General features: G+C 69.1%; 22 protein-coding genes. 14 read left to right on the top strand and 8 right to left on the bottom strand.

Annotated features, from left to right (window positions below; translation table 11 throughout):
* Nucleotides 1-98 precede the first annotated feature (98 nt).
* Complete coding sequence (locus tag RAB70_RS10570; protein ID WP_148829574.1) at nt 99-1,019, top strand: peptidylprolyl isomerase; 921 nt, start codon at nt 99-101, stop codon at nt 1,017-1,019.
* 838 nt (nt 1,020-1,857) lie between these two features.
* Here the strand turns inward: RAB70_RS10570 and RAB70_RS10565 are convergent.
* Complete coding sequence (locus RAB70_RS10565) at nt 1,858-2,784, bottom strand: DMT family transporter (protein WP_017912027.1); 927 nt, start codon at nt 2,782-2,784, stop codon at nt 1,858-1,860.
* A gap of 216 nt (nt 2,785-3,000) precedes the next feature.
* Between RAB70_RS10565 and RAB70_RS10560 the strand changes: the two genes are divergently transcribed.
* Entirely contained in the window at nt 3,001-3,942 is a 942-nt protein-coding gene (locus tag RAB70_RS10560) for a LysR substrate-binding domain-containing protein (protein ID WP_017908809.1), read from the top strand.
* Nucleotides 3,943-4,014: 72 nt separating this feature from the next.
* Here the strand turns inward: RAB70_RS10560 and RAB70_RS10555 are convergent, their stop codons facing one another.
* Complete coding sequence (locus tag RAB70_RS10555) at nt 4,015-4,986, bottom strand: IS110 family transposase (RefSeq protein WP_148829575.1); 972 nt, start codon at nt 4,984-4,986, stop codon at nt 4,015-4,017.
* Between the two features lie 409 nt (nt 4,987-5,395).
* Between RAB70_RS10555 and RAB70_RS10550 the strand changes: the two genes are divergently transcribed.
* From RAB70_RS10550 to RAB70_RS10540, 3 genes are all read left to right on the top strand, one after another.
* Nucleotides 5,396-5,710, top strand: a complete 315-nt coding sequence (locus RAB70_RS10550; RefSeq protein ID WP_148829379.1) for a metalloregulator ArsR/SmtB family transcription factor — start codon at nt 5,396-5,398, stop codon at nt 5,708-5,710.
* Nucleotides 5,711-5,740: 30 nt separating this feature from the next.
* Nucleotides 5,741-7,174 carry a DUF2867 domain-containing protein gene (locus RAB70_RS10545; protein WP_148829378.1) on the top strand — a complete coding sequence of 478 codons (1,434 nt, stop codon included), beginning with the start codon at nt 5,741-5,743 and terminating at the stop codon, nt 7,172-7,174.
* A gap of 66 nt (nt 7,175-7,240) precedes the next feature.
* On the top strand, nt 7,241-7,534 hold the full coding sequence (locus RAB70_RS10540) for a hypothetical protein (RefSeq protein ID WP_148829377.1): 294 nt from the start codon (nt 7,241-7,243) through the stop codon (nt 7,532-7,534).
* A gap of 370 nt (nt 7,535-7,904) precedes the next feature.
* Here the strand turns inward: RAB70_RS10540 and RAB70_RS10535 are convergent, their stop codons facing one another.
* Nucleotides 7,905-8,732 (bottom strand): DUF4349 domain-containing protein, encoded by an 828-nt coding sequence (locus tag RAB70_RS10535; RefSeq protein ID WP_148829383.1) that lies wholly within the window; start codon nt 8,730-8,732, stop codon nt 7,905-7,907.
* Between the two features lie 255 nt (nt 8,733-8,987).
* Between RAB70_RS10535 and RAB70_RS10530 the strand changes: the two genes are divergently transcribed.
* Entirely contained in the window at nt 8,988-10,799 is a 1,812-nt protein-coding gene (locus RAB70_RS10530) for a DUF885 domain-containing protein (RefSeq protein ID WP_148829376.1), read from the top strand.
* Between the two features lie 501 nt (nt 10,800-11,300).
* Here the strand turns inward: RAB70_RS10530 and queA are convergent.
* Entirely contained in the window at nt 11,301-12,383 is a 1,083-nt protein-coding gene (gene queA, locus RAB70_RS10525) for a tRNA preQ1(34) S-adenosylmethionine ribosyltransferase-isomerase QueA (RefSeq protein WP_225851676.1), read from the bottom strand.
* A 101-nt stretch (nt 12,384-12,484) separates the two neighbouring features.
* Complete coding sequence (locus RAB70_RS10520; protein ID WP_017909210.1) at nt 12,485-12,916, bottom strand: Lrp/AsnC family transcriptional regulator; 432 nt, start codon at nt 12,914-12,916, stop codon at nt 12,485-12,487.
* A gap of 127 nt (nt 12,917-13,043) precedes the next feature.
* Here RAB70_RS10520 and RAB70_RS10515 point away from each other — a divergent pair, with 127 nt between their 5' ends.
* The 4 genes from RAB70_RS10515 to RAB70_RS10500 all read left to right on the top strand — a co-directional run bounded on the left by RAB70_RS10515 (nt 13,044) and on the right by RAB70_RS10500 (nt 19,320).
* Nucleotides 13,044-14,540, top strand: a complete 1,497-nt coding sequence (locus tag RAB70_RS10515) for an aminotransferase class III-fold pyridoxal phosphate-dependent enzyme (protein ID WP_148829375.1) — start codon at nt 13,044-13,046, stop codon at nt 14,538-14,540.
* A 639-nt stretch (nt 14,541-15,179) separates the two neighbouring features.
* Nucleotides 15,180-17,474: a catecholate siderophore receptor Fiu gene (locus RAB70_RS10510; RefSeq protein WP_148829374.1), complete on the top strand. Its 2,295-nt coding sequence runs from the start codon at nt 15,180-15,182 to the stop codon at nt 17,472-17,474.
* A 63-nt stretch (nt 17,475-17,537) separates the two neighbouring features.
* Complete coding sequence (locus RAB70_RS10505) at nt 17,538-18,230, top strand: Fe2+-dependent dioxygenase (RefSeq protein ID WP_148829373.1); 693 nt, start codon at nt 17,538-17,540, stop codon at nt 18,228-18,230.
* Nucleotides 18,231-18,399: 169 nt separating this feature from the next.
* Nucleotides 18,400-19,320 (top strand): FAD:protein FMN transferase, encoded by a 921-nt coding sequence (locus RAB70_RS10500; protein WP_265531623.1) that lies wholly within the window; start codon nt 18,400-18,402, stop codon nt 19,318-19,320.
* A gap of 162 nt (nt 19,321-19,482) precedes the next feature.
* Here RAB70_RS10500 and RAB70_RS10495 read toward each other — a convergent pair whose 3' ends face one another.
* From RAB70_RS10495 to RAB70_RS10485, 3 genes are all read right to left on the bottom strand, one after another.
* Complete coding sequence (locus tag RAB70_RS10495) at nt 19,483-20,175, bottom strand: response regulator transcription factor (protein ID WP_017913796.1); 693 nt, start codon at nt 20,173-20,175, stop codon at nt 19,483-19,485.
* A gap of 132 nt (nt 20,176-20,307) precedes the next feature.
* Nucleotides 20,308-20,916 (bottom strand): HutD family protein, encoded by a 609-nt coding sequence (locus RAB70_RS10490; protein ID WP_148829380.1) that lies wholly within the window; start codon nt 20,914-20,916, stop codon nt 20,308-20,310.
* Nucleotides 20,917-21,145: 229 nt separating this feature from the next.
* Nucleotides 21,146-21,478: a ComEA family DNA-binding protein gene (locus RAB70_RS10485; RefSeq protein WP_017909203.1), complete on the bottom strand. Its 333-nt coding sequence runs from the start codon at nt 21,476-21,478 to the stop codon at nt 21,146-21,148.
* 204 nt (nt 21,479-21,682) lie between these two features.
* Between RAB70_RS10485 and RAB70_RS10480 the strand changes: the two genes are divergently transcribed.
* From RAB70_RS10480 to murU, 4 genes are all read left to right on the top strand, one after another.
* Nucleotides 21,683-23,173, top strand: coding sequence for a M20 family metallopeptidase (locus RAB70_RS10480; RefSeq protein ID WP_148829372.1), 1,491 nt, complete (start codon nt 21,683-21,685; stop codon nt 23,171-23,173).
* Nucleotides 23,174-23,430: 257 nt separating this feature from the next.
* Complete coding sequence (locus RAB70_RS10475) at nt 23,431-23,700, top strand: GlsB/YeaQ/YmgE family stress response membrane protein (RefSeq protein WP_010344083.1); 270 nt, start codon at nt 23,431-23,433, stop codon at nt 23,698-23,700.
* Nucleotides 23,701-23,773: 73 nt separating this feature from the next.
* The gene (locus RAB70_RS10470) at nt 23,774-24,802 is read left to right on the top strand and encodes an aminoglycoside phosphotransferase family protein (protein WP_148829371.1); all 1,029 of its coding nucleotides are present in this window, start codon (nt 23,774-23,776) and stop codon (nt 24,800-24,802) included.
* Nucleotides 24,799-25,530 carry an N-acetylmuramate alpha-1-phosphate uridylyltransferase MurU gene (gene murU / locus RAB70_RS10465; protein ID WP_148829370.1) on the top strand — a complete coding sequence of 244 codons (732 nt, stop codon included), beginning with the start codon at nt 24,799-24,801 and terminating at the stop codon, nt 25,528-25,530. The genes RAB70_RS10470 and murU overlap by 4 nt, the downstream gene beginning before the upstream one ends.
* The last annotated feature ends 54 nt before the right edge of the window (nt 25,531-25,584 follow it).

Here is a 25,584-nt window from a genome sequence, read left to right as displayed (position 1 = left end):
GCGCTGTCGGCGGCACGGCGGTCGCGCCATGCCGCCGGCACATTGGCAGCGGCCGCCGCTTCGGTGAGAATCGGGCGCTCACCGACCGGGCCGCCCTCATGCCGCTGCGCACTTCCCTGCTCGCCCTCGCGTTGTCGCTGTCCACCTTCGCCGCGTCGGCCGGGGCACCGCCGCCGGCCGTGCCCTACCGCAGCCCGCAACAGATCCTGGACGCATCCAAGCCCAGCGACTGGCGCACGCTGGATCCGGCGAACACGCTGTACCTGGAACTGGACACCGGCCGGGTGATCATCGAACTGGCGCCGGCGTTCGCGCCGCAGCACGTCGGCAACATCCGCACCCTGGCCCACGAGCACTTCTGGGACGGCCTGAGCATCTACCGCGCGCAGGACAATTTCGTGGTGCAGTTCGGCGACCCCGACGGCGAGGAGCCGGGCAAGGCCAGGTCGCTGGGCAGTGCCAAGACCCACCTGCCCGCCGAATTCCAGCGCCCGGCCGCGGGCCTGGCGTTCCAGCCCCTGCCCGACCGCGACGGCTGGGCGCCGCAGGTGGGCTTCGTCGACGGCTTTCCGGTGGCGCGGGATCCCAAGGCCGGCACCGCCTGGCTAGCGCACTGCTACGGCACGCTCGGCGCCGGCCGCAACAACGACGAGGACAGCAGCATCGGCGCCGAACTGTACGTGGTCACCGGGCAATCGCCGCGGCAACTGGACCGCAACATCACCGTGGTCGGCCGCGTGGTCAAGGGCATGGAACTGCTCAGCGTGATCCCGCGCGGGCCGGACCCGATGGGCTTCTACGAAAAACCCGAACAACGCACCCCGATCCGCGCCATCCGCCTGGCCAGCGACGTGCCGGAGAACGAGCGCACCCCGCTGCAATTGCTGCGCACCGATACGCGCACCTTCCGCGAGGTCGTCGAGGCGCGACGCAACCGCCGCGACGCCTTCTACAAGCGTCCGGCCGGCCACATCGACCTGTGCAACGTGCCGCTGCCGGTGCGTACGCCGCCGAAGTGACGGCTCGATACTGCAATAGAACGCTGCGAAACGCAGGCTTGAGCTTTTACGCAGAGAATCTTGTCAACTGTCGAGATCGTCGAGGCGCGCTGGACAGACAAATCACGTCGTTAGAGATAAGGGGAACAGCGTGACAGCGTTTGAAGTACTTCCTGGACTCCCACCATATGGGGAGCTACCTAAGCTCATCAGTAACAGCCGCTCGCCGGCTTACCGGGAAGGAGTGGTTGTCCAGTTCCTAGCTGGCACGCCCGAAGAGTGGGTAGGCAATTTCCAACGAGGCATTGGCAGCTTCAACTTTGTTGCCATGCATCCGAATGGCCGAGAGGTCGTGGTCATTGCTGGCGGGGAGTGCTACTTGATTGATCCAGCAACCCAGAAGTTCACTTCCGGAGTCGGCGACTACATCGAGGCATGCTTTCCAATTCCGGAGAGCGGAGCATTGCTCCTATCCAGTGGCCTGTCCTTCTCGCGTCTCGGTCCATCCGGTTTTAATGGAGCACCTGCCGCTTGGCATGGGACGGCTTCCAGAAAATCAGGGTTACATCCACTCAAGCCACAGGGGAGGCATTTCACTTTGACGGCTCATGGCACTCATTCCGCGTAGATCTAGCAAACGGCAAGGCAGAGGGTGGCGCATACGATGGGCCTGTGCCCTGACAATTCTTCCAAGCCAACTCCGCTTCACGGCGCGGCTTAACCCATGTGTTAGACATTTCTGGAAAACCTACGTGGTTCACCAAAAATTTTCAGAGCAACCTGGTCGTTTTTCAGATGACTAATTCCTTACCGGGCCAACGCCTCGCGGCGCAGTCCAAGCGCGGTAGACCGCCGCGTCCTACCGCGCGCGCTGGCTGAAGGCGACGCTGCCCAGGATCAGCATGCCGGCCAGCAACATGGTCCAGGTCAGCGGCTCGCCGAGGATCGCCCAGGCCAGCAGCGCGCCGAACACCGGCACCAGATAGGTCACCGTCGACGCGCGCGCCGGGCCGATGCGCTGGATCAGCCGGTAGTACAACAGGAACGCCAGGCCGGTGCAGAGCACGCCCAGGCCGCCGGCGCAGGCCCAGGCCACCGCCGGCACCGGTGCGGCCGGCCAGTGCGTCCAGGCCAGCGGCGCCAGCAGCAACGCGCTGCACCCCAGCGTCGACGCCGCCGCCGCGGCCGGCGGCAGATCGCTCATGTGCTGCTTCACCAGGCTGTAGCCGATGCCGTACAGCAGGGAGGCAGTGGTGCCGGCCAGCGCAGCGGGGCCCACGCTGATGCCGGCCGACTTGCCGGTGGCGAGCACCACGATGCCGGCGAAGCCGATCAACAGCGCCAGCGCGCGGCGCGTGCCGATCTTCTCGCCAAAGAACAGGAAGGCGATCAACGCGGTGAACAGCACCGTCATCGCGTTGCAGATCGCGCCGATCGCCGCCGGCGCGTGTTGCGCGCCCCAGGCAAACAGCAGGAACGGCAGCGCCGAGTTGAGCAGACCGATCGCCGCCAGGGTCGGCCAGCGTCGCAGCGGGAAGCGCGCCCGCGCCAGCCACAGGAACGGCAGCAGCACCGCCGCGCCCAGTGCCAGGCGCAGTTCCACCAGCGCATACGCGCCGAACTGCGGCGCGGCCACGCGCATGAACAGGAACGAGCAGCCCCAGACGACGCCGAGGAAACCCAGTTCCAGCGGCGTGCGCCAGTCGCGGGCGGGCGCGCCGTCGGATGCGGAGGCAGCAGCCGCGGAGGCGATGGCCGGCTGCAGGGAAGGATCGGAGGTGGGCATGGAAGAGGCTCGCGGTCGATCGGACACGCGCCGCAACGGTCGTGCGACGCCACGCATCCGCTGCCGGCTGAGGACGCCGGGCGGCGCATCCGCGCCGACTCCGCATCACCGCTGCCCGCCGCGCATGTCGTGTTCGGCTGCCAGCATCGCCCTGCGCCACGGGGCCGACAAGCGCGTAGTATCGTCGCGAGTCACAAATCTGCCGCGTGCCTGCTCATGCAACTGCGCCCGTCCCTGCTGCCCGCACTCGGCGTGTTCGCCGCCGCCGCGCGCCACCAGAACTTCGCCCATGCCGCGGAGGAACTGCATCTCACCGCCAGCGCGGTCAGCCACCATGTGCGGCGCCTGGAAGCCCTGCTCGGCGCCACGCTGTTCCAGCGCCACGCGCGCGGGGTCAAGCTGACCGCCGAGGGCCGGCAACTGGCCGATGCCGCCAGCGCGGCGCTGGCCGACATCGCCGCGGTCGCCGGCAACCTGCATCCGCAGGCCGACACCGCGCCGCTGCGCCTCACCACGCTGCGCTCGCTCTCGTACTGCTGGCTGCTGCCACGCCTGCCGCGCTTCTGCCAGGCGTATCCGCACGTGCGGCTGGATATCCAGACCGATGCGGCGTTCTCGCGCTTCGAGGAGGGCGGCCCGGATCTTGGCATCCGCTACGGCCAGGGCGCCTGGCCGGGCCTGACCTCGCACCACCTGATGGACGACGAACTGTTCCCGGTGGCCTCGCCGGCTCTGCCGCAACTGGCGACGCTGCGCCGGCCCGAGCAGATCGCGCAACTGCCGCTGCTCACCGACATGTCGCCGCAGGGCTGGCGCGACTGGTTCCGCGCCGCCGGCGTGCGCGGCGTGGCGCTGCCGCCGATGCACACCTTCAACGACAGCACCGATGCGATGCGCGCGGCGGTGTACGGCGTGGGCGCGGTGCTGGCACGCAAGCACATCGCCCAGCCCTACCTGCAGCGTTACGAACTGGTGCGTCTGCCCGGCCCGGCGCTGACCGCGCGCTATTCCTACTACATCGTGCATCCGACCCACCGCCTGCTCAGCCCGGCCGCCAGCCACTTCGTCGACTGGCTCAAGCGCGAGGCGCTGGACGAGCGCACGCCGATGCCGGCGCTGCCGGCGGAACTGCTCGGGTTGCCGCCGAAGGCGGGTTAGCGCTGGCGTAAGCGCAGGGCACACATGCAGGAACCCGCGGTATCGATCGCGTCGTAGATACCGTCTTCCCCCCTAGCAGGCAAGGCCCCTTTTCGGATCGAACGCCGTGCCCGATTTGAGAACCCCGTAGGCCAGGTGCAGGAGCTTGCGCATGGCGGCGCACACGATCTGCTTGCCGGTTTTGCCACGTTCGCTCAGCCGCTGTTTCAGCGCCCGGATGATCGGGTTGTGGGTCATGGCCACCAGGGCCGGCATGAACAGGCCCGCGCGCAAGCGGGGCGAGCCGGTGCGCGAGATGCAGACGTGGCCTTTGCGCTCGCCCGACTCCTGCAGGCACGGATTGAGGCCGGCGAAGGCGGTCACCGCCGAGGCATCGGCGAAGCGCCTCACATCGCCAAGCTCGGCCAGCATCAAGGCCGCGCTGGTATCGGCAATCCCCTGGATGCTCACCAGCAGCTCGCGCTGCCCACGCAAGGTCGGATCCTGGTCGATATGGTCATCGATGGCCTGCTCGATCTGGGCGATGTGGTGTTGCAGATCGGCCAGATGGACCTGGATCGAGTCCTTCACCTGGGCCGGAGCGACGTCCAGCCGGTTGCGCTCCATCTGCAGCATCTGTTGCAGATCCTGGCGCCGGCGTACCAGCGCTTTGAGCTGCTTGAGCGCCGGCGGATCAGGGGACCAACGGCGTAACTGCTCGCGGTGACGCAGGGCATAACTGGCGATCAGCTTGGCATCGCTGCGATCGGTCTTGACCCGGCTGAGTTGGCTGCGTGCGTAGGCGGCCGTCTGCGCGGGGTTGAGCACGCACACCCGATAGCCGCGTGCGTGGAGGAACTCGGCCAGCGCCTGGTGGTAGGTGCCGGTGGCCTCCATGGCGATCCAGCTATCGGGCTGGGCATGCGTCTGCAGCCATGCCTGCAGGGCCTGGAAGCCCTTGGCATCGTTGGACAACTTGGCCTTGGTACGGTGCTTGCCGTTGGTCAGCTCGATGGCCACATCGAAACTGCGTTTGGCGACGTCGATGCCGATGACGGGAGACATAGGCGATTCCTCCATCGTGTCAGGGTCATGATCGGCGCTGGGCCCAGTCCTGCCTTGTCGATGCGAGTTCACGCCTGGGGGCGGACTCTGGATACCGTTCGGACACACAAGGGCCAGCATGTGGAGGGCGGAGCCGATCTACGATGCAAGCTCGAAGCTTTAGGAGCGACTGGACCTCCCACACCTCCTCCGATGATCAGTCGGAAGACATGACGCCTGTTTAGGGGCGACATGTCCAGATACAAGGAGCGGCTTCAGCCGCGACAGCGGCGTTACCGGTCGGCCTGTGTCGCGGCTGAAGCCGCTCCTGCGGGAAACCACGCGAATCGGCTCAACCACGGGGCGCCACATTGACAAGCGACACACACCACGTCATTAATTAACTAATTCGTTAATTAGCTAATCCCCAATGTCCATCGACCGCATCTTCGAAGCCCTCGCCTCGCGCCCGCGCCGCGAGATCCTGGCCTACCTGTCGGCACAGGAACTCACGGCCGGCGAGATCGGGCAGCGCTTCGCGATGAGCGCGCCGGCGATCTCGCGGCACCTGTCGGTGCTGGAAGCGGCCGGGCTGGTGGCGAGCGAGCGTCGCGGCCAGTTCGTGGTCTACCGGCTCACCCCTGACAACCTGGTCAACACCCTCAGCGGTTTCGCCTTCGAGATCTGCCCCAGCGCCGGCCCGCTCAAGCGCGAGTCGCGCAGGCAGGCCAAGCGCACCGCCTGACCCTTCCGCCACGGCAACAGGAGTCCGCCGATGACCGCCGCACCGCTCAGCGAACACGCCGCCGCACAAACCGGATTCCCCTCGGTGCGCCTGCCCTCCTACAGCGGCGGCCTGCCGGTGGAGGTCGTCCTGATCGCCCAGCTCGGCGTCGGCGCCGGCGATCCGCTGATCGCCCAGGCCTGCCTGCGCCAGCGCGCGCATCCGCAGTTCCGCGATGCGCTGGACGAACCCTCGGCGCGCCTGGCCGGCACCGATTTCGGCAACGGCGAGTCCACCGCGCTGTACTCGTTCGCGGTCGGTAGCGGCGGCCATCCGTTCCATTGCCATGCCGGGCATCGCATGTTCACCGCGATCACCGGCAGCGGCGGCGCGCTGCTGCGCTTCAGCACCGCCTCGCCGGCGCAACTGGCGCAGGATCCGCGGCATTTCCTCGCCGCGCTGCGGCATGTCGAATTGCCCGCCGACTGCCTGTTCAGTGTGCGCTTTGGCGGCGGCACCTGGCACCAGTTCGCGCCACTGCGCACGCAGTCGGGGCACCCGGCGTTCTTCGCCCTGTCCTGCCACAGCGACGAAGCCGGCGGCGCGCTGGCCGAGGACGTACGCGCGCAGGTTTTGGCCGGCACTGCCGATATCGCCACGCTCACCGAATTGCTGCCGGCGCCGGTCGCGACCCTGCTGGCGTCGCCGCAGGCGCAGGGGCTGGCCGTACCGACCGTGCGATTGTCGCTGGCGGCCTCGCCGGGCAGCCGGCGCCTGGCTTGGTGTGCCGGCCTGCGCGCCCTCAGCGGGCGCCTGCGGCAGCGGCTGGGTGCCTGGCGGCATCCGGCCGGCTTCGCGGCACTGGCGCCGCGCCTGTCGCGGGCGCGGGTGACGCCGCAGTTGCTGCCCGGCTCGCTGCTCGAACCGCAGCTGCCCGCGCACCATCACCAGGACAGCGTGCGGCTGACGGTGCCGGCGCAGGCGCTGCGGCCACTGGGAGCGCATGCGCTGATGACGGCGTTGCTGGACGGTTTCCTGCAGCACCCGCCGCGTGGCGTGACCTGGCTGATGCGCCTGCGCAACCTGCTGGTGGCGCCGCTGCGGTTGCGCACCTCGCCGCTGGGCTGCCCGGTGTCCTCGCTGCTGTCGCCGCAGCGCGATCAGCTGTTCGCTGGGCGCTTCCCCGTGCTGGCGCAGGCATCATCAGCACAAGCGCGGCGCGTGCAGGTGCTGCTCGGCGCCGACGATCGCCACCTGGTGTTCCGCAGTTGCGTCGGGGTGACGCTGCGCGACGACGGCAGCGCCGAACTGAGCCTGGAAACGCGGGTGGCCTGCCGCAACCGCTTCGGGCACCTGTACATGGCGCTGATCGCCGCCGCGCACCGCCGCTACATCGCTCCGACGCTGCTGCGCGCGGCCGCCGAGGCGCTGCTGCTGCCAGTGGCCGAACATGCCGGGCCGGATGCGGTCGCGCCGATGCATTGAGCGCGTCATCACCCCGCCTTAGCCGACGCCTGCCTAGCCTGCGCCTTCCCCCCAAGAGGAAGGCCCATGCCCCAGCTCCGCATCCGCATCACCGGCAGCGAGGAGGACGCCCGCGCCATCATCAACCTGCTGTCGAGCCTGGAGGGCATCGAGCACGTCGAGGAAATCGACGACCTGATGCCGCACATGGACGACGACGATTCTAGTTCCGCCGGCCTGCCCGACGACCAGGGACCCGGCACCCACGAAGTGGAAGTGGAGGCCGGCAACGCCGCCACCGCCCAGAAGGTGCGCGAGGCCGTGGAAGCCCTGGCGTTCGAACTGGACGTGGTCGTGGAGTTCGAACAGGACGAAGGCTGAGGGCCTGCATCCGGGACGCTGCGCCGCAGGGCGCAGCGTCCTGGCGTGCCCATGGCAAGCATCCTGGATTTCCAGAGGGACCAGCCGTGCCTCAGGTACCCGACTTCAAGGCGTCGGGACTGAAGTCCCTCCCACAGTGCTCGCAGCCAATGTATCGCGAGCCCCGGCAGAAGTCGTTTTGCTGTTGCTCAAGCTTGAGGGTCAGACGAGAAGAACGGTAGCAGCCGCTTCAGCCGCGACCCGCCCCCCTCATCATTCACGGCCGCTGGATGACGTGCCACCGTTCCGTCGGCAACGCGTGGCAACACCACGCACACTCACCTCCATCCGCTCCCGCCCGATTTCATCGGACGGGAACAGCGCCTGTCTCCTAGGCCGAACGACGCCGACGTCGTCGCCAGGCGATCAGCCGCCACAGCGCATAGCCGAGCAGCACGAACGGGGCCAACCCCACCACCGCGCGAATCGCCCAGGCGATCGATCCGGCGAAGATTTCGCCGCTGTCGTGCAGCGCCTCGCCGATGTCGCTGCGACTCCGCTCGGCGGTCGGCGCCGAGAACGTCAACGTCACCCGCTGCGTATCCAGGCGCCGGCGCTGCTGTGCGGCTTCCTGGCTGGTGGCGAGCAATTGCGTCTCCACGGCGGCCAGTTTCTCCGACAGCGCGATCATGTCGGCCACGCTGAGATCGCGACGCTGCTGGAACTCCTGCAGGCGCCGCTGCTCGGCCTGCAGGCGCTGGCGCTGCGCGTCGTTGTCCTGCACCGCCTGCGCCAGATCCTCGGCATGGGTGGTGCGGCTTTCGATCTGGCCGTCCTGGCCCGCCTGCGCGATCAACGGCTCGACCCCGGCCGGCGCGATCCGCACGCTGAGCTCACCGCGCGGCTGCTCGCCGCCGCGCTGCTCGACCTGCAACACCGTGCATGCGCCGAAACTGGATTTCAGGCAGCTTTCCTGGAGTTGCTTGAGGCGCGCGGGAATCTGTGCCACCGGCAATGCCACATCGACCTCGTGCTCATAGGCCAGGGACGGCATGGCGAAAGCGCCGGGACTCGGCGGCGGCGCTGCGACGGCTGCCTCTGCCGCCTGCGCTGCGGCCTCGGCGGCACTCGCCGCGCTACTGGCGGCATCGGCGGAATAGAGATGAGCGGCCGGCAGCGCCGCGCTCTCGCCGCCGCGGCTGCAGGCAGCGATCGACACCGCCAGCGCCAGGGAAGCGCCCCAGCGACACCAGCGCCGACGCGCAGGCGCGACGACATCGAGCATGCCAGCCGCCGCTGCGACACCCTCCGGATCGAACGCGGTGTCGCGTGCGACATGGCCACGATGGCGACGTCCCTTGTCCTGCATTGCGGTGCTCCTGAATGGCGAAGGCGTCCAGGGTAATCCAATGGCATGGGCGCCGGCAGCCACAGCGGCGCTACCCTGGCGGATCGACCCACTCCAGGAACCCCGATGCGCAAGCACCTGCTCGCCGCCGCCCTGCTCGCCGCCCTTGCCGGCTGCCAGAAACCCGCCGACGCGCCTGCCGCCAGCAACGCCTCCGGCCAGGCCGCGGCCGCGCCCGACGCGGCCGCCGACGCCAGCTTCGCCGCACTGTCCAAGCGCGCCGTCGACACCTGGATGCAGCTGTCCCCGGTCGGCGCCACCCAGACCGGCGACCATCGCTACGACAGCGAACTGGACGACCTCAGCGCCGCCGGCCGGCAGAAGAGCCTGGACGCGAGCAAGCAGTTGCTGGCCGAGCTGGACAAGCTCGACACCACCAAGCTCTCGCGCGAGAACCAGGTGGACGCGGCGATCCTGCGCAACCAGTTGCAGTCGGACATCTGGAACAGCGAGGTGGCACAAGGCTGGGCGACCGACCCGCAGGTCTACAACGGCCTGGCCGGCGGCGCGATCTACGGGCTGATGGCGCGCGAGTTCGCGCCGCTGCCGGAGCGGCTGAAGTCCGCCACCGCGCGCATGGAGAAGATCCCGGCGCTGTTCGCGCAGGCGCGCGCCAACCTCGACCCGGCCCGCGTGTCGGAGATCAGCGCCAAGACCGTGGCCAAGCAGAACCGCGGCATCCTCAGCATCGTCGACAGCTTCATCGTCCCGCACATCCAGGAACTGCCGCAGGCCGACGCGCAGCGCCTGCAAGCGGCGATCGAGGGCCTGAAGAAGGCCGTGGCCGAACAGCAGACCTGGCTGGACCAGACCCTGGTGCCCAACGCCAAGGGCGACTTCCGCCTCGGCGCGGAGAAGTACGACCAGAAGCTGAAGTTCGCGCTCAACTCCTCGCTGTCGCGCGCCGACATCAAGCAGCGCGCCGAGGCCGAGCTCTCGCGCGTGCGCCAGGACATGTACGGCATCGCCCGCACCGTGCTCAAGGACAAACCCGGCGCACCGGCCCTGGTCGATGCGCCCAGCGACGAACAGCAGCAGAAGGCGATCGAGGCGGCGCTGGAGCTGGCCTATGCGCAGCATCCGGCGCGCGACAAGGTGGTCGAGGCCGCCAAGGCCTCGCTGGCCGATGCCACCGACTTCGTGCGCAAGAAGGATCTGGTGACCCTGCCCGATGCGCCGGTGGACATCATCCTGATGCCCGAATTCCAGCGCGGCGTGGCGGTGGCGTACTGCGATTCGCCCGGTCCGCTGGACAAGAACCTGAAGACCTTCTACGCGGTGTCGCCGATCCCCGACGACTGGAACGCGCAACAGGCCGACTCGTTCCTGCGCGAGTACAACAGCCGCATGATCCACCTGCTGAGCATCCACGAGGGCGTGCCCGGGCATTACGTGGAAGGCTGGCACTCGGCCAAGTTTCCCTCCACCCTGCGCGGCGTGCTGCGCTCGGGCGTGTTCGCCGAAGGCTGGGCGGTGTACACCGAGCGGATGATGCAGGAGCAGGGCTACCTGGACAACGATCCGCTGTTCCACCTGGTGCAGCTGAAGTTCTACCTGCGCAGCATCGCCAACGCACTGCTCGACCAGGGCGTGCACGTGGACGGCTGGAGCAAGGAACAGGCGCTGCACCTGATGGTCCACGACACCTTCCAGCAGCAGAGCGAAGCCGAGGGCAAGTGGGTGCGCGCGCAGCTGACTTCGGCGCAGCTGCCGACCTACTTCGTCGGCGTGCAGGAGCACCTGGACCTGCGCAAGGCGATGCAGGACAAGCTCGGCGACAAATTCAACCTCAAGGCCTACCACGACCAGGTGCTGTCCTACGGCGCCCCGCCGGTGCGGTTCGTGCGCGAACTGATGCTGGACGAGCCGATCAAGTAGTCGGGATTGTGGGGTCGGGATGACGGGCCTGCGGCCGTGGTGAAGCTCTTGAGGATTGGCAAGAACGTCTGGCCCCTGCTGCTGCATGGTCGTTGATACGGGCGCGATACCGTGTCTGCGCGATGCGGGGTTGATGGGCTGTCGCTGCGCGCTGCCTCACCCTCACCCCAATCCCTCTCCCGGAGGGAGAGGAGCTTTGGCCTCTCCCTTCTCCCCTCGGGAGAAGGTGCCCCGAAGGAGCGGATGAGGGTACGGGCGCCGCCTCGTGCAATCACACGGGTGCAGGCTGGTTTCGCGACGCTTCGCGGTGGCTTGCATTTTGTGCAGCGGCAGGCCAGAGGTGAGGCGCGAGGTCATGCACCGCCAGCGCGACGACGCCTGCTCATCGGTGCGCGGCGCACGCGTCGTCGATGCGTTCACCGACTGGGCGTAACAACGCCACCATCTTCTTCGCCAACGCGTTCAATCGACGGCCGCCACGACCGCACGACCTCACGCGGGTCAGCCCACGCGGTCTGCCGGCGTCTCGCTGCTCCACAGCAGCATCGCGTCGCCGTAGCTGAAGAAGCGGTAGCGCTGGGCGATGGCGTGGCGATAGGCGGCGAAGATGCGCTCGCGGCCGGCGAAGGCCGAGACCATCATCAGCAGCGTGCTTTCCGGCAGATGGAAGTTGGTCACCATCGCGTCGACGCTGCGGATGCGGTAGCCCGGCAGGATGAAGATCTGCGTCTCGCCGGCGAACGGATGCAGTTCGCCGTCCTTGGAGGCGCTCTCCAGCGCGCGCACCACCGTGGTCCCCACCGCAATCACGCGGCCGCCGGCCGCGCGCGTGCGCCGTACCTGCTCGACCAGGCTGGCGCCGACGTTGAGCCACTCGCGATGCATCTGGTGCTGCTCCAGCGCTTCCACCCGCACCGGCTGGAAGGTGCCGGCGCCCACATGCAGGGTCACGTGCCCGACCTCGACCCCGCGCTGCTGCAGCGCCTGCAGCAGCGGCGCGTCGAAATGCAGCCCGGCGGTCGGTGCGGCGACCGCGCCGGCCTCGCGTGCGAACACGGTCTGGTAGCGCTCGCGATCGTCCAGGCCCGGCTCGCGGCGGATGTACGGCGGCAACGGCAACCGCCCGGCCTGCTGCAGCCAGTGCTCCAACGCGCCGTCCACATGGAACTGCAACTGGTAGAACTCGCCGTCGCGGCCCAGCACCTCGGCCTCGCCGCCGGCATCCAGGGCGATGCGTGCTCCGGCCTTGGGCGACTTGCTCACGCCCAGTTGCGCCCGCGCGCGCTGGCCGCCGAGCAGCCGTTCGATCAGGATCTCGACCCGCCCGCCGGTGCTCTTCTGCCCGAACAGCCGCGCCGGGATCACCCGCGTGTCGTTGAAGATGAGCAGGTCGCCGGCACGCAGCAGTTCCGGCAGATCGCGCACGTGCCGATCGGCGAAAGCCGCCGGCGCCGGCGGTACCAGCAACAGCCGGCTGGCCGAGCGCTCGGCCAGCGGTTCCTGCGCGATCAGGTCTTCAGGCAGGTCGTAGTGGAAATCGGACTTTTTCAAGGCGCCGGGGGAGATCGGGAATGGGCCGGCCATTGTAGCGGCGCCGGGATTGGGCATTCGGGATTAGGGATTCGTTGAAGCAAAGCGGGATCGCACTGTTGCGAAGACCCACTCCAATTCCGAATCCCGGCGCTTCACCGCTCGAACTTGGTGGACAGGATGATCGACGAAGTGGTGCGCTCCACTCCGTCCAGCGCGCCGATGCGGTCGGTCAGTTCGTCCATGTCGTTGACGCCCGGCACCACGCCGAGCGCGATCAGGTCGAAGGAGCCGCTGACCGAATGCAGCACGCGCACCGCATCGATCTCGCGCAGTGCCTTGACCACCGAGGTCATCTTCTTCGGCAGCACGGTGATCAGGATGTGCGCGCGGATATGGCCCTGTTCGTAGTCGTCGCGGGTGCGCACGGTATAGCCGCAGATCACGCCCTCGCGCTCCAGGCGCTCGATCCGGCTCTGCACGGTGGTCCGCGACACGCCCAGGCGACGGGCGATCTGGGCGGTGGAGGCGCGCGCGTCCTCGCGCAGCAGCGACAGCAGGGCGTCGTCGGAGGCGGTGATCTTCATGACCACCGATTTTCGTCGAATCGACGAAAATGCGTCAATTCCTGCACGGATTCACGCTGCCATTCGACGATCCTGTCCCGATAATAGACAGGATCGTCGCCAGACAGCCCGCCTTCAGGAGATCTCCATGACCGTACTCGGCCCCCTCGCCCCGCTCCGTGCCCACGCCGGCGATCGCCTGACCCAGGGTCTGGACGACGCCAGCATCGAGCGCCTGGCGGCCTCGCATCCGTCGCTGCGCGCGGCGATCGACGCAGCCGGAGCGGACTACGCGCGCATCGCCGCGGAGTTCGGCGACCTGCTCGACCTCGACGAGGCCGAGCAGATCCGCCGCCTGCAGGCCGGGTTCGTCAATTTCTACGCCGACGACGCGGTGACCCCGTACGTGGCGCTGAGCGCGCGCGGCCCGTGGGTGGTCACGCTGAAGGGCGCGGTGCTGTACGACGCCGGCGGCTACGGCATGCTCGGCTTCGGCCACACCCCGGAGGCGGTGCTGGAGGCGATGGCGCAGCCGCAGGTGATGGCCAACGTGATGACTCCCAACCTGTCGCAGCTGCGCTTCGAGCGCGCGCTGCGTGCGGAGATCGGCCACCGCCGCGGCGGCTGTCCGTACGCCCGCTTCATGTGCCTCAATTCCGGTTCCGAATCGGTGGGCCTGGCCGCGCGCATCGTCGACATCAACGCCAAGCTGCAGACCGATCCGGGCGCACGCCACGCCGGCGCCAAGATCAAGCGCCTGGTGGTCAAGGGCAGCTTCCACGGCCGCACCGACCGGCCCGGCATGTACTCCGACTCCAGCCGCAAGACCTATCTGCAGCACCTGGCCAGCTACCGCGGCGACGATGGGCTGATCGCCATCGCGCCCTACGACGTGGACGCGCTGCGCCGCGCCTTCGCCGAGGCCGAGCAGCACGGCTGGTTCATCGAGGCGGTGTTCCTGGAGCCGGTGATGGGCGAAGGCGACCCCGGCCGCGCGCTGCCGCCGGCGTTCTACGCCGCCGCGCGCGAACTGACCCGCAACCACGGCAGCCTGCTGCTGGTCGACTCGATCCAGGCCGGCCTGCGCGCGCACGGCGTGCTGTCGGTGGTGGACTATCCCGGCTTCGAGCAGCTCGACCCGCCGGACCTGGAAACCTATTCGAAGGCGCTCAACGCCGCGCAGTACCCGCTGTCGGTGCTGGCGGTGACCGAGCACGCGGCGCAGGTGTACCGCAAGGGCACCTACGGCAACACCATGACCAGCAACCCGCGCGCGCTCGACGTCGCCACCGCGACCCTGGCGCAGCTGACCCCGCAGGTGCGCGCCAACATCCGCGAGCGCGGCGCCGAGGCGGTGCAGAAGCTGGAGAAGCTCAAGGCCGAACTCGGCGGCGCCATCACCCAGGTGCAGGGCACCGGCCTGCTGTTCTCCTGCGCGCTGGCCCCGCAGTACAAGTGCTACGGCGCCGGCTCCACCGAGGAGTGGCTGCGCCAGCACGGCGTCAACGTGATCCACGGCGGCGAGAACTCGCTGCGCTTCACCCCGCACTTCGCGATGGACAGCGAAGAGCTGGATCTGCTGGTCGGGCTCATCGGCCGCGCCCTGCGCGAAGGCCCGCGCGTGGCACAGGCCGCGGCGGCCTGAACCCCGCTGCTTGCGGTGCCGCGGGACGGCGCCGCAAGCGGCCAATCCCGACAGCATTGGCGCGTGCCGCCCTTGCACAGAGGGCGAGTATCGGCCTGGCTTCGTGGTCCGCCGACACTGGCGACGCTCATGGCGACACGCGATCTGGCACTGCCACACCCGCTCCTTCGGCATACCTCGAAACGCACCTGGTGCGACGATCCGGCAGCGACACTGCGCCGTCGGTACCACGCCATCTCCAGGCAGCATCGGCTGCCTGACACCGGCACGCCTCTCTCCGGCCCCTAGCTCGGACTTCCACGTAACCGCAGCGCCCGTCTGGTCGGCGCTGGCGTCGCGCGCCCGCACGGACGGGCCCTAAACCACTCAGTGCCGGGTCATTTGGCCGATTGTGCGCCTTGGTCGATGGGCCGCATTTTCTGGCGAGTCCGCCTATCCGAACCGCGGCGGACCGGTACCGATGACAAAGAGATTGCAAACAATTCGCATTTGCATGGAAAATGAATGCACTGCCTGCATCGCATGCGCGGCAGACACCGTTTCGCCCAGCCGCCCGATCTCGCCGCCGCGGCCGCTCCCACTGGGGGACGGCCGCTGCCCGCGATCGGGGTGAAGTCTCTCCTGCAAACCGAACCGCCCATGACCTCCCCGATCAAGCGCCGCAAACACACCGTGACCCGCCAGGCCGCCGCACCGACCCTTACCACCGCCGTGCTGCTGGGCGGGCTGAGCCTGCTTTCCCCCGCGCATGCGGACACCGGCGACCAGCCCACCACCCTGGACAAGGTCGACGTGCAGGCCCAGCGCGCCAAGCGCTACCTGGTGGAAGTGCCGGACTCGCCGAAGTTCACCCAGCCACTGATCGATACCCCGCAGACCCTCAACATCATCGGCAAGGACCTGTTCAACGAGCAGGGCGCCACCACCCTCACCGAAGCGCTGCGCAACAGCCCAGGCGTGGGCACCTTCTATGTGGGCGAGAACGGCAACACCAGCACCGGCGATGCGATCTACATGCGCGGCTTCGACAGCTCCAGCAGCATCTTCGTCGACGGGTTGCGCGACCTTGGCTCGATCTCGCGCGACGTGTTCAACATCGAGCAGATCGAGGTCGAGAAAGGCCCGGCCGGCACCGACAATGGCCGCAGCGCGCCGACCGGCGCGATCAACCTGGTCAGCAAGCAGGCGCACCTGGACAACGCCAGCAGCGCCACGCTGTCCGGCGGCGACCATGGCCAGCGCCGCGCCACCGCGGACTGGAACCAGGCGCTGGGCGCCAGCAGCGCGCTGCGGTTGAACGTGATGGGCCAGGACAGCGACGCCATCGGCCGCGACCATGTCGCCAACAAGCGCTGGGGCCTGGCCTCGTCGCTGGCGTTCGGCCTGGGCACCGACACGCGCTACCTGCTCGACCTGCTGTACGTAAAGCAGGACAACGTGCCCGACGGCGGCGTGCCCACCCTCGGCCTGCCCGGCTACAGCTCGCCCGACCCCGCACGGCCGTGGCTCGGCGGCGCAGCGCGCGTGGACAGCAGCAACTTCTACGGCACCCGCGCCGACCACGACGACGTGACCGCGAAGATGGCGACCTTCCGGATCGAGCACGACGTGTCCGACACGATCAAGCTGACCAATACCGCGCGCTGGGGCCGCAACGAGCAGGACTACCTGCTGTTCGCGTTCATGCCCAACGCCGCCAACCTGCGCACGCCGAATCCTGCGGATCCTGCGACCTGGACAGTGCTGCGCAGCCTGCCGACCTTCAAGGATCAGCAGTACACCACCCTCGCCGACCAGTTGAACCTGCGCGTGGACTTCGCCACCGGCGCAGTGCAGCACAACCTCAGCACCGGCGTGGAAGCCTCCCGCGAGGAACTGCGCAGCTGGGGCCACAACATCGTCGACCGCGCCGCCTGGCTGGCGGCCAATCCGGCCAACCTCTATGCACCGGACTGGAACACCACGCCGCTGCACACCGCGCGCAACGGCGCGCGCAGCCATGGCACCACCACCACCTACTCGGCCTATGCCTTCGACACGCTGAAGTTCGGCGACAGCTTCCTGGTCACCGCCGGAGTGCGCGCGGATCGCTACAAGACCGACTTCGACAGCCTGGTGTGCAGTTCAGCCACCTCCACCGCCGCGCCCTGCACCACCGTGGTCGGCCTGGACACCGACATCGCCGATACGCTGTTCAGCTGGAAACTCGGCGCGGTCTACAAGGCCAACGAGGACGTGAGCGTGTACGCCAACTTCGCCACCTCGCAGCAGCCGCCCGGCGGCAGCACGCTGGAACTGAGCGCCTCGGCGAACAACGCCAACAATCCGCGCTTCGATCCGCAGAAGGCCAAGACCGCCGAAGTCGGCACGAAATGGAACTTCCTCGACGACGCGCTGTTCGCGACGCTGGCGCTGTTCCGTACCGACGTGAACAACGAGATCGTGCAGGGCAGCGACGGGCTGTACTACCAGAGCGGCGCGAAGCGCGTGCAGGGCATCGAACTGTCGGCGGTGGGCAAGCTGACCGAGCGCTGGTCGCTGTCCAGCGGCTACACCAAGCTGGATGCGCGGGTGAGGCAAGGCACGACGGTCTCGCAGGACGGCAGCCAGGACCTGGCCTATACCCCAGACAGCGCGTTCACCGCCTGGACCACCTACACCTTGCCGTTCGGACTGACCGTCGGCGGTGGCGTGCGCTACTCGGGCGAGATGAAGCGCGGGCGCGACGGCGCGGTCGGCACGCCGGCGTTCGTGAAGTCGTACACCGTGTGGGATGCGGTGCTGAGCTACCCGGTCAACGACCACGTGGCGCTGCGCCTGAACGCCTACAACCTGTTCGACAAGGACTATGTCGCCGCCATCAACAAGAGCGGCTTCCGCTACACGCCCGGCGCGCCGCGCTCGGTGCTGCTGACCGCCGAGGTCCGGTTCTGAGCGACCGCGCCTGCCAACGCGCGGTGGACGCCCTATCCTGGGCGTCCACCGCCGGAGCGCCCCATGCTGCTGCACATTCCCGACATCCTCAGCGCCGATGAGGTCGCGCGGTTCCGCCAGGCGCTGGAATCCGCCGACTGGGTGGACGGCCGCGAAACCGTCGGCGCGCAGGGCGCGCAGGTCAAGCGCAACCTGCAACTGGCCGACGCCTCGCCGCTGAAGCAGGACCTCGGCCAGGCGGTGCTGAGCGCACTGGCGCGCAGCCCGCTGTACTTCGCCGCGGCGCTGCCGCTGCGCACCATCCCGCCGCGCTTCAACCGCTACAGCGGCGGCGGCAGCTACGGCCTGCACGTCGACGGCGCCGTGATGACCCAGGCCGCCACCGCCGCGCAGCCGGCGCTGACCGTGCGCAGCGACCTGTCCTGCACGCTGTTCCTGAGTGCGCCGGAGGAGTACGACGGCGGCGAACTGCTGATCCACGACACCTACGGCGAGCATGAGGTCAAGTTGCCCGCCGGCGACCTGATCCTGTATCCGTCCAGCAGCCTGCACCGGGTGGCGCCGGTGACCCGCGGCGCACGCATGGCATCGTTCTTCTGGGTGCAGAGCCTGGTGCGCGACGCCGGCCGGCGGCAGACCCTGTTCGACCTGGACACCGCGATCCAGGCGCTGACCGCCAGCGGCGCGGACGCGGCGGCGCTGCTGCGCCTGACCAACGTCTATCACAACCTGCTGCGCGACTGGTCGGAGACATGAGCCGGCGTGGGGACCGGAATGCCGAACATGCCGCCGACCCAAGGTCGCGCAGCGTAGGGCACCTGCGCGCTGCCGTTGTACGGTCGCGCTGCGTCGACACGTGAGTCGCCCCGCTTCACCGACCGCAGTCCGCGCCGGCGCCGGCATCGCCACGCTGCACGGCAGCAGCATGGGCACGCGCTGGAGCGCCAGGCTGCTGCCGCCCCGACGCAGCGACCTGCACGCATTGCGCGATGCGATCCAGGCGCAGCTCGATCTGGTCGTCGCGCAGATGAGCACGTGGGACGCGCAATCGGATCTCAGCCGCTACAACCGCGCCGACGCCGATACCTGGCACGCCTTGCCGGCCGCGTTCGACACGGTGCTGCGCTGCGCGCTGGAAGTGGCGCATCGCAGCGGCGGCGCCTTCGATCCCACGATCGGCGCCGTGGTCGGCGCGTGGGGTTTCGGCGCCACCGCCGGAGATCGGCGGGTGCCGGAGCCCGCCGCCCTGCAACGGGCCCGCGCCGCGGGCGACTGGCGCCGACTGACCGTCGACGACGCGGGCCGCTGGCACCAGCCGGGCGGGCTGCATCTGGATCTGTCGGCGATCGCCAAGGGCTACGGCGTCGACCTGGCAGCGACGGCGCTGCGTGCGCATGGCGTGGAAAGCGCACTGGTCGAGGTCGGCGGCGATCTCTATGGCTATGGCCGCAAGCCGGACGCGCAGCCGTGGCGGGTGTTGATCGAGGCTGCTGCGGACGAGGAGGTGCATGGCGACGCATCGCCGCGCGCGCTCGCGGTCGACGGCCTGGCGGTGGCCACCTCCGGCGATCGCTGGCACCACTTCGAACAGGACGGACGACGCTATGGACACCTGCTGGATCCGCGTCGCGGCCGACCGATCGCCGCGACGCTGGCCGCGGTGACGGTGGTGGCCGCCGATGCCATGCGTGCCGATGCCTGGGCCACTGCCCTGAGCGCGCTCGGTGTGGAGGCCGGACTGGCCTGCGCCGAGCGCGAAGGACTGGCGGTGCGCTTCCTGGTGCGCCACGACGGCGCAGTGCAGGAACAGCTCAGCAGCGGCTTCGCGGCGTTAGCTCGGGGCTGAGCGCGGCGCGCTGCTCGATGAGCCGCGGCCGGGGAGAACACCAGGGCACCGCGCGAGACCACGCGCCGGTGTGTTCCGGACGCCGCGCCGCGACCCCGACCGCCGCTGCTACGGTGGCGGCTTCGGCCGCGGCGACGCCAGCAACGCCACGCCGTCGCGCCATCAGCGCGACGCCGGCAGCCCCATGCGCTGCAGCTCGAACACATAGCCCTTGCCGCGTACCGTGCGGATCCATTGCGGCACCAGCGGGTCGTCGCCGAGCTTCTGGCGCAGCCGCGAGACCTGCAGATCGATGCCGCGGCTGCCCGCAGGCATGCTGGCCTCGCCGTCGCCCAGCGCGGTGCGCAGCGTCTCGCGCGTGAGCACCTCGCCCGGCTGCTCCAGGAACACCGCCATCAGCCGCAGTTCGCCGGGCGACAGCGGGATCGTCCGCCCGTCCGGCGCCACCGCCTGGTGCCGCGCGGCATCGACCTGCCAGCCGCCATGCGCCGCTGCCGGCGGCTGGGTCGCGCGCACCCGACGCAGCACCGCGTTGAGCCGCGCCACCAGTTCGCGCAGGTCGGGCGGCCGCACCAGGAAGTCGTCCGCGCCCAGATCCAGCCCGATCACCCGGTCCACCGGCTCGGCGCGGTCGGCCATCATCACGATGGCGATGTCGCCGCGGTCGCGCAGTTGCCGGCACAAGCGCAGGCCCTCGGCACCGTCGAGGCCGGCATCGAGCACCACCGCGTCGTAATGCCCGGCCGCCAGTTGCGCCTGCAGGTGCGGCGCACTGTCGGCGTCGTGGGCCTGCAGGTTGAAACACGCCAGGTAATCGCGAATCCGGTCGCGCAAGACCGCGTCCGCGTCCGCCACCAGAATTTTCGCCAACCACCTGTTGTCCGAGAGCACCTGTCGGCTTCCGCTGTACGGCCCGGATGGCCGCGTTCGCGCATTGGACGCGGTCGGCGTCGACGCTGCAAGAGCCGCGCGCGTGGTGGAGCGGGCTCAGTCCGCGGGCGTCGGCAGGGCCTCGATGCGCATCGCCAACACCTCCCCGCCCCCGCTCAAAGCAAAGCGGCGCCTGGCATCGGCGGCCAACCAGGCACTGTCGCCGGCCGCCAATGGCGGCAGTCCGCTGGCCGCATCGAACTGCGCTTGCCCTGCCAGAAGATGAACGGCCCAGGCGACAGCGGGTTCGGCGAAGAACAGCATCGGCCCGACCAGCGGCCGGTGCAGCAGTTGCGTGCGCAGCCGGTCACGTCGCCACATGAGGTTGAAATCGTGGGTCGGCCCGTCCAGCAACTCGCCACGCAGCGGCCGCTCGCCGGCGAAGCGCAGACGCGCGCAAGGATCCTGCAGCACCTGTTCCTCGCCGTCGTCGAAACGCAGGCGCACGCCATTGCCGCGCAGCAGGACCAGTTCGCGGTCGATCCCGGGGAAAGCTGAAAAGGCGGCATCCTGCTCGATCTCGGCGATGGACAGGCGCAGCACCCAGTCATCGCCGGCGGCCGGCAGACGCAGGATCTCCCGGGTCCAGCCCAGGCCGTTGCGCCAGCGTTCGCGGCGATACTCATTGGCGGGGATCACCCGCGCGGGCAGCGTGCACCAGTCCATGCGCGCATTCTGCACGATCAGGGCAAGCGGCCTGTCCTTGGCCAGCCCGAATATGCGACGCGAGAGCGCCATGGCGCCCAAAAAAACATCGCCCGGCTGCACGTCACTGTGCAACGCCGGGCGACGATGTACCTCCCTGTCGGCCTCCTGCCTTCCCCCTTCGCATCCTGCTCAGTGAGGCTGCGGCCGCGCGTCCAGCGCCGGCCCTATCCTTTCGTTGCAAATCCCTTTAACGCCTTTCCACCGGCTTGGCAGCTGCCTGCTTGGCGGCTGTCGGTGCGGGTGCCTTCGTGGCGCCCACATCGATCCGGTCGCGGTTCCGCTCGACCGTCTTGAGTCCGATGCCTTTCACCAGTGCCAGTTCCTCGGCGCTCTTGAAAGGTCCGTGCGCCTGCCGGTAGTCGACGATCGCCTGGGCCTTGGAGGCCCCCACGTTCACCAACACCTGGTCGATTTCCTCCGCTCCAGCGGAGTTGATGTTGACCTTGTCCGCGGCGAGCGCGGAACCGGACAGCATCAGGGCAACGACCAGCGACTTCAGGACCACGATAAAAGACTGCATGGCAACGCTCCTTGTGACTTGGATGGGGACTTCGCCGGCCTTTCCTGCCGGCGTTGTCAGCATCGCTCGCCACATGGGTACAGCCTATCGTCGGAACGCGTCACAAACAGCAGGTAAACGGCGCGTCGCCGTGTAGGAAAAACCCTACACGGGCACCGGGGCGTAGAATGGCTGCACACGTGTGCAATCACTTCGGAGCTTTTCATGGACAGTGCCAAGATCGACCGTTTCCTGAGCGAAAAGTGGGATGACGACATCGTCCCGCAACTGGTCGATTACATCCGCATCCCCAACAAATCGCCGATGTTCGACGCCGATTGGGTCGCGCATGGCTACATGGCCGATGCGGTGGCGCTGATGGAGCGCTGGGCGCGCGCGCAGGCGATCCCCGGCCTGCAGGTGGAGGTGGTGCAACTGGAAGGCCGCACCCCGTTGATCTACCTGGAGGTGCCGGCCAGCAGCGACGCGACCGGCGAGGACACCGTGCTGTTGTACGGGCACCTGGACAAGCAGCCGGAAATGACAGGTTGGGACGCCGACCTGGGCCCGTGGACGCCGGTGCTCAAGGGCGACCGCCTGTACGGCCGCGGCGGCGCCGACGACGGCTACGCCCTGTTCGGTTCGCTGGCGGCGATCCAGGCGCTGCAGGACCAGGGCATCCCGCACGCGCGCTGCGTGGTGCTGATCGAGGCCTGCGAGGAATCGGGCAGCTACGACCTGCCCGCCTACGTCGACCATCTGGCGGCGCGGATCGGCAAGCCCTCGCTGGTGGTGTGCCTGGATTCGGGCTGCGGCAACTACGAGCAGCTGTGGTGCACGACCTCGCTGCGCGGCCTGGCCGGCGGCAACTTCAGCGTCAAGGTGCTCAGCGAAGGCGTGCATTCGGGCGACGCCTCCGGCGTGGTGCCGTCGAGCTTCCGCGTGCTGCGTGACCTGATGTCGCGGCTGGAGGACGAGGCCACCGGCAAGATCAAGGTCGACGGCCTGTACGCCGACATCCCCGAGGAGCGGCTGGCGCAGGCGCGCAAGGTCGCCGAGGTGCTGGGCGACGAGGTCTACAGCAAGTTCCCGTTCCTGCCCGGCATGCGGCCGATGCACGAGGACCTGTCCGAGCTGGTGCTCAACCGCACCTGGCGCCCGGCACTGTCGGTGACCGGCGCCGACGGCCTGCCGCCGCTGGCCTCGGCCGGCAATGTGCTGCGCCCGGAAACCGCGGTGAAGCTGTCGCTGCGCCTGCCGCCGACGCTGGACGGCAAGCACGCCGGCGAACTGCTCAAGGACGTGTTGCTGCGCGATCCGCCGTACGGCGCCGAGGTGTCGCTGGCGCTGGAGAAGTCCTCCTCCGGCTGGAACGCACCGGCGCAGTCGCCGTGGCTGACCGACGCGATCGAAGCGGCCTCGCAGGCGGCGTTCGGCAAGCCGGCGATGTACATGGGCGAAGGCGGCTCGATCCCGTTCATGGGCATGCTCGGCGAGAAGTTCCCCGGTGCGCAGTTCATGATCACCGGCGTGCTCGGCCCGCATTCCAACGCGCACGGCCCGAACGAGTTCCTGCACATCCCGATGGGCAAGCGGGTCACCGCCTGCGTATCGCGGGTGATCGCCGCCCACCATGCCGCCAGCCTGCGCGGCGAGACCACCGGCAGCGCGGCGGTGGCCGGCGGCGAGCAGCATGGTGGGCATGGGTGCTGTTGAGGGGCCGGGATTAGGGAGTCGGGATTCGGGATTCGGGATTGGCGAAGCCTGTTTCCTGAGTGACTGATCCGTCCCCTGCTTGCGGTGGGAGAGGCGTCGGCTCCGACGCGGCGCCTTTCCGATGGTGTCATCCGCGCAGCGCGGGCGGCCGCCTTCCATGGGCGTGCCGACTGCGCGGCGTACGCAAGCATCGACGCCATCACCGTCGATCTGGCACGATCCGACGCTGATCCCCCTCCGCGCTCGGAACGCTCTCCATGCACACTCTGTTCGGCAGCGACAGCTGGCTCTACATCATCCTGGTGGGCTTCGTGGTCGGCCTGCTGGCGCGTTTCCTCGGCCCCAGCAGCGGACGCTCCGGCTGTCTGTTCACCGTGTTGCTGGGTATCGCCGGCGCGCTGCTGGCCGGCTGGTTCGGCCACTACATGGGCTGGTACAGCCGTGGCGAGCCGGCCGGCTTCCTCGGTGCGCTGCTCGGCGCCATCGCCCTGCTCGCCTTGTTGCGGCTGTTCTCCAGCAAGCGCTGAGGCACGGCGCGCCGCTCGCCACGGCGGCGGCGCCCGTTTACGCTGTGCGGCTCGTTTCCGCCGCAGCCTGCCGATGAGCGCCAGCCCGATGGTTCCCGATGTCCTTGCGGCACGCGCCGCGCAACGCCTGGCCTGGGCGCGCACGGCCCTGGACGACGCACAGGCGACGCTGCAGCGCGCCTCGGTGGACGCCGGCCAGCGCAGCTACTGGCGCAGCCATGGCCCGGGCGTCAGTCGCATCGTGATGGATTCGCCGCCGGACCTGGAAGACGTGCGGCCGTGGCTGCGCATGCACGCGCTGCTGCGCGGCGGCGGCGTGCGGGTCCCGGAAATCCTGGCGCAGGACGCGGAGGCCGGCTTCCTGCTGCTGGAAGACCTGGGCCAACCGACCCTGGCGCAGAGCCTGGACACGAACACGGCGGACGCGCACTTCGACGCCGCGCTCGGCCAGTTGCTGCGGCTGCAGGCGATCGCGCCGCCGCCGGGCATGGGCGTGTTCGGCGAGGCGCTGCTGCAACGCGACGCGGGCCTGTTCGAGGAGTGGTTCCTGCAGCGCCACCTTGGCATCACCCTGGATGCCGACGAACGCGCGGCCCTGCACGGCGTGCAGCGCCAGCTCATGGACAACGCGCTGACCCAGCCGCAGGTGCTGGTGCATCGCGACTTCATGCCGCGCAACCTGATGCCGGCGGCCGACGGTCCCGCCGTGCTGGATTTCCAGGACTGCGTGATCGGCCCGGTCGCCTACGACCCGGTCAGCCTGTTCAAGGACACCACGGTCAGCTGGCCTTTGGCGCAGGTCGACGCCTGGCTCGCCAGCTATCACGCGCGTGCGCTGCAGGCCGGGATTCCGGTGCCGCCGCTGGCGCAATTCCTGCGCGACGCCGAGTGGATGGGCGTGCAGCGCCACCTGAAGAACCTGGGCATCTTCGCGCGGCTGAACTACCGCGACGGCAAGGCCTGGTACCTGGACAACGTGCCGCGCTTCATCGCCTACCTCGACGAGGCATTGCCGCGGCACCCGACCCTGCAGCCGCTGGCGCAACTGCTGCAGACGCGGATCAAGCCGGCCCTGGCGCAGCGCGCGGCGGCCAGCGCATGAAGGCGCTGATCTTCGCCGCCGGCCTCGGCGAGCGCATGCGTCCGTTGACCGCACACACGCCCAAGCCGCTGCTGGCGGTGGGCGGCACGCCGCTGATCGTCTGGCACCTGCGCAAGCTCGCCGCGCTGGGGGTGCGCGAGGTGGTGATCAACACCTCGTGGCTGGCCGAACAGTTCCCGCAGACGCTCGGCGACGGCAGCGCGTTCGGACTGCGCATCGCCTATTCCTACGAAGGCGCCACGCCGCTGGAAACCGGCGGCGGCATGCTGCACGCGCTGCCGCTGCTCGGCGAGGCGCCGTTCCTGCTGGTCAACGGCGACATCTGGACCGACTTCGATTTCGCCCGGCTGGCGCCCGAGCCACCGGGCCTGGCGCAGCTGGTGCTGGTGGATCCGCCGGCCTATGCGGCGCACGGCGATTTCGCCCTGCAGGACGACGGGCGCGTGCACAACGCCGGCGACCGGTTGCTGACCTACGCCGGCATCGGCATGTACCGCCCCGCCCTGCTGCGCGACTGGCAGACCATCGCCGCCCCGGCGCCGACCGCGCCGGGCGTGCCGCCCCGCTTCTCGGTGGTGCCGCTGCTGCGTGCGCAGGCCGAACGAGGCCAGCTGCACGGCCTGCACCACCCTGGCCGCTGGACCGACGTGGGGACGCCGCAGCGGCTGGCGGAGTTGGATGAGGGGCTGGGAATGGGGAAACGGGAATCGGGAATCGGGAAAAGTTGATTTCCCGGGAGCTTCGGCAGCCTCAACCACGGCATACGTCGTCGCCCATCATAG

It is taken from the genome of Xanthomonas sontii, assembly GCF_040529055.1.
Taxonomy (GTDB): domain Bacteria; phylum Pseudomonadota; class Gammaproteobacteria; order Xanthomonadales; family Xanthomonadaceae; genus Xanthomonas_A; species Xanthomonas_A sontii.
Note: the sequence above shows the minus strand (reverse complement) of the source record. Positions and strands in the feature narration are given on the sequence as shown.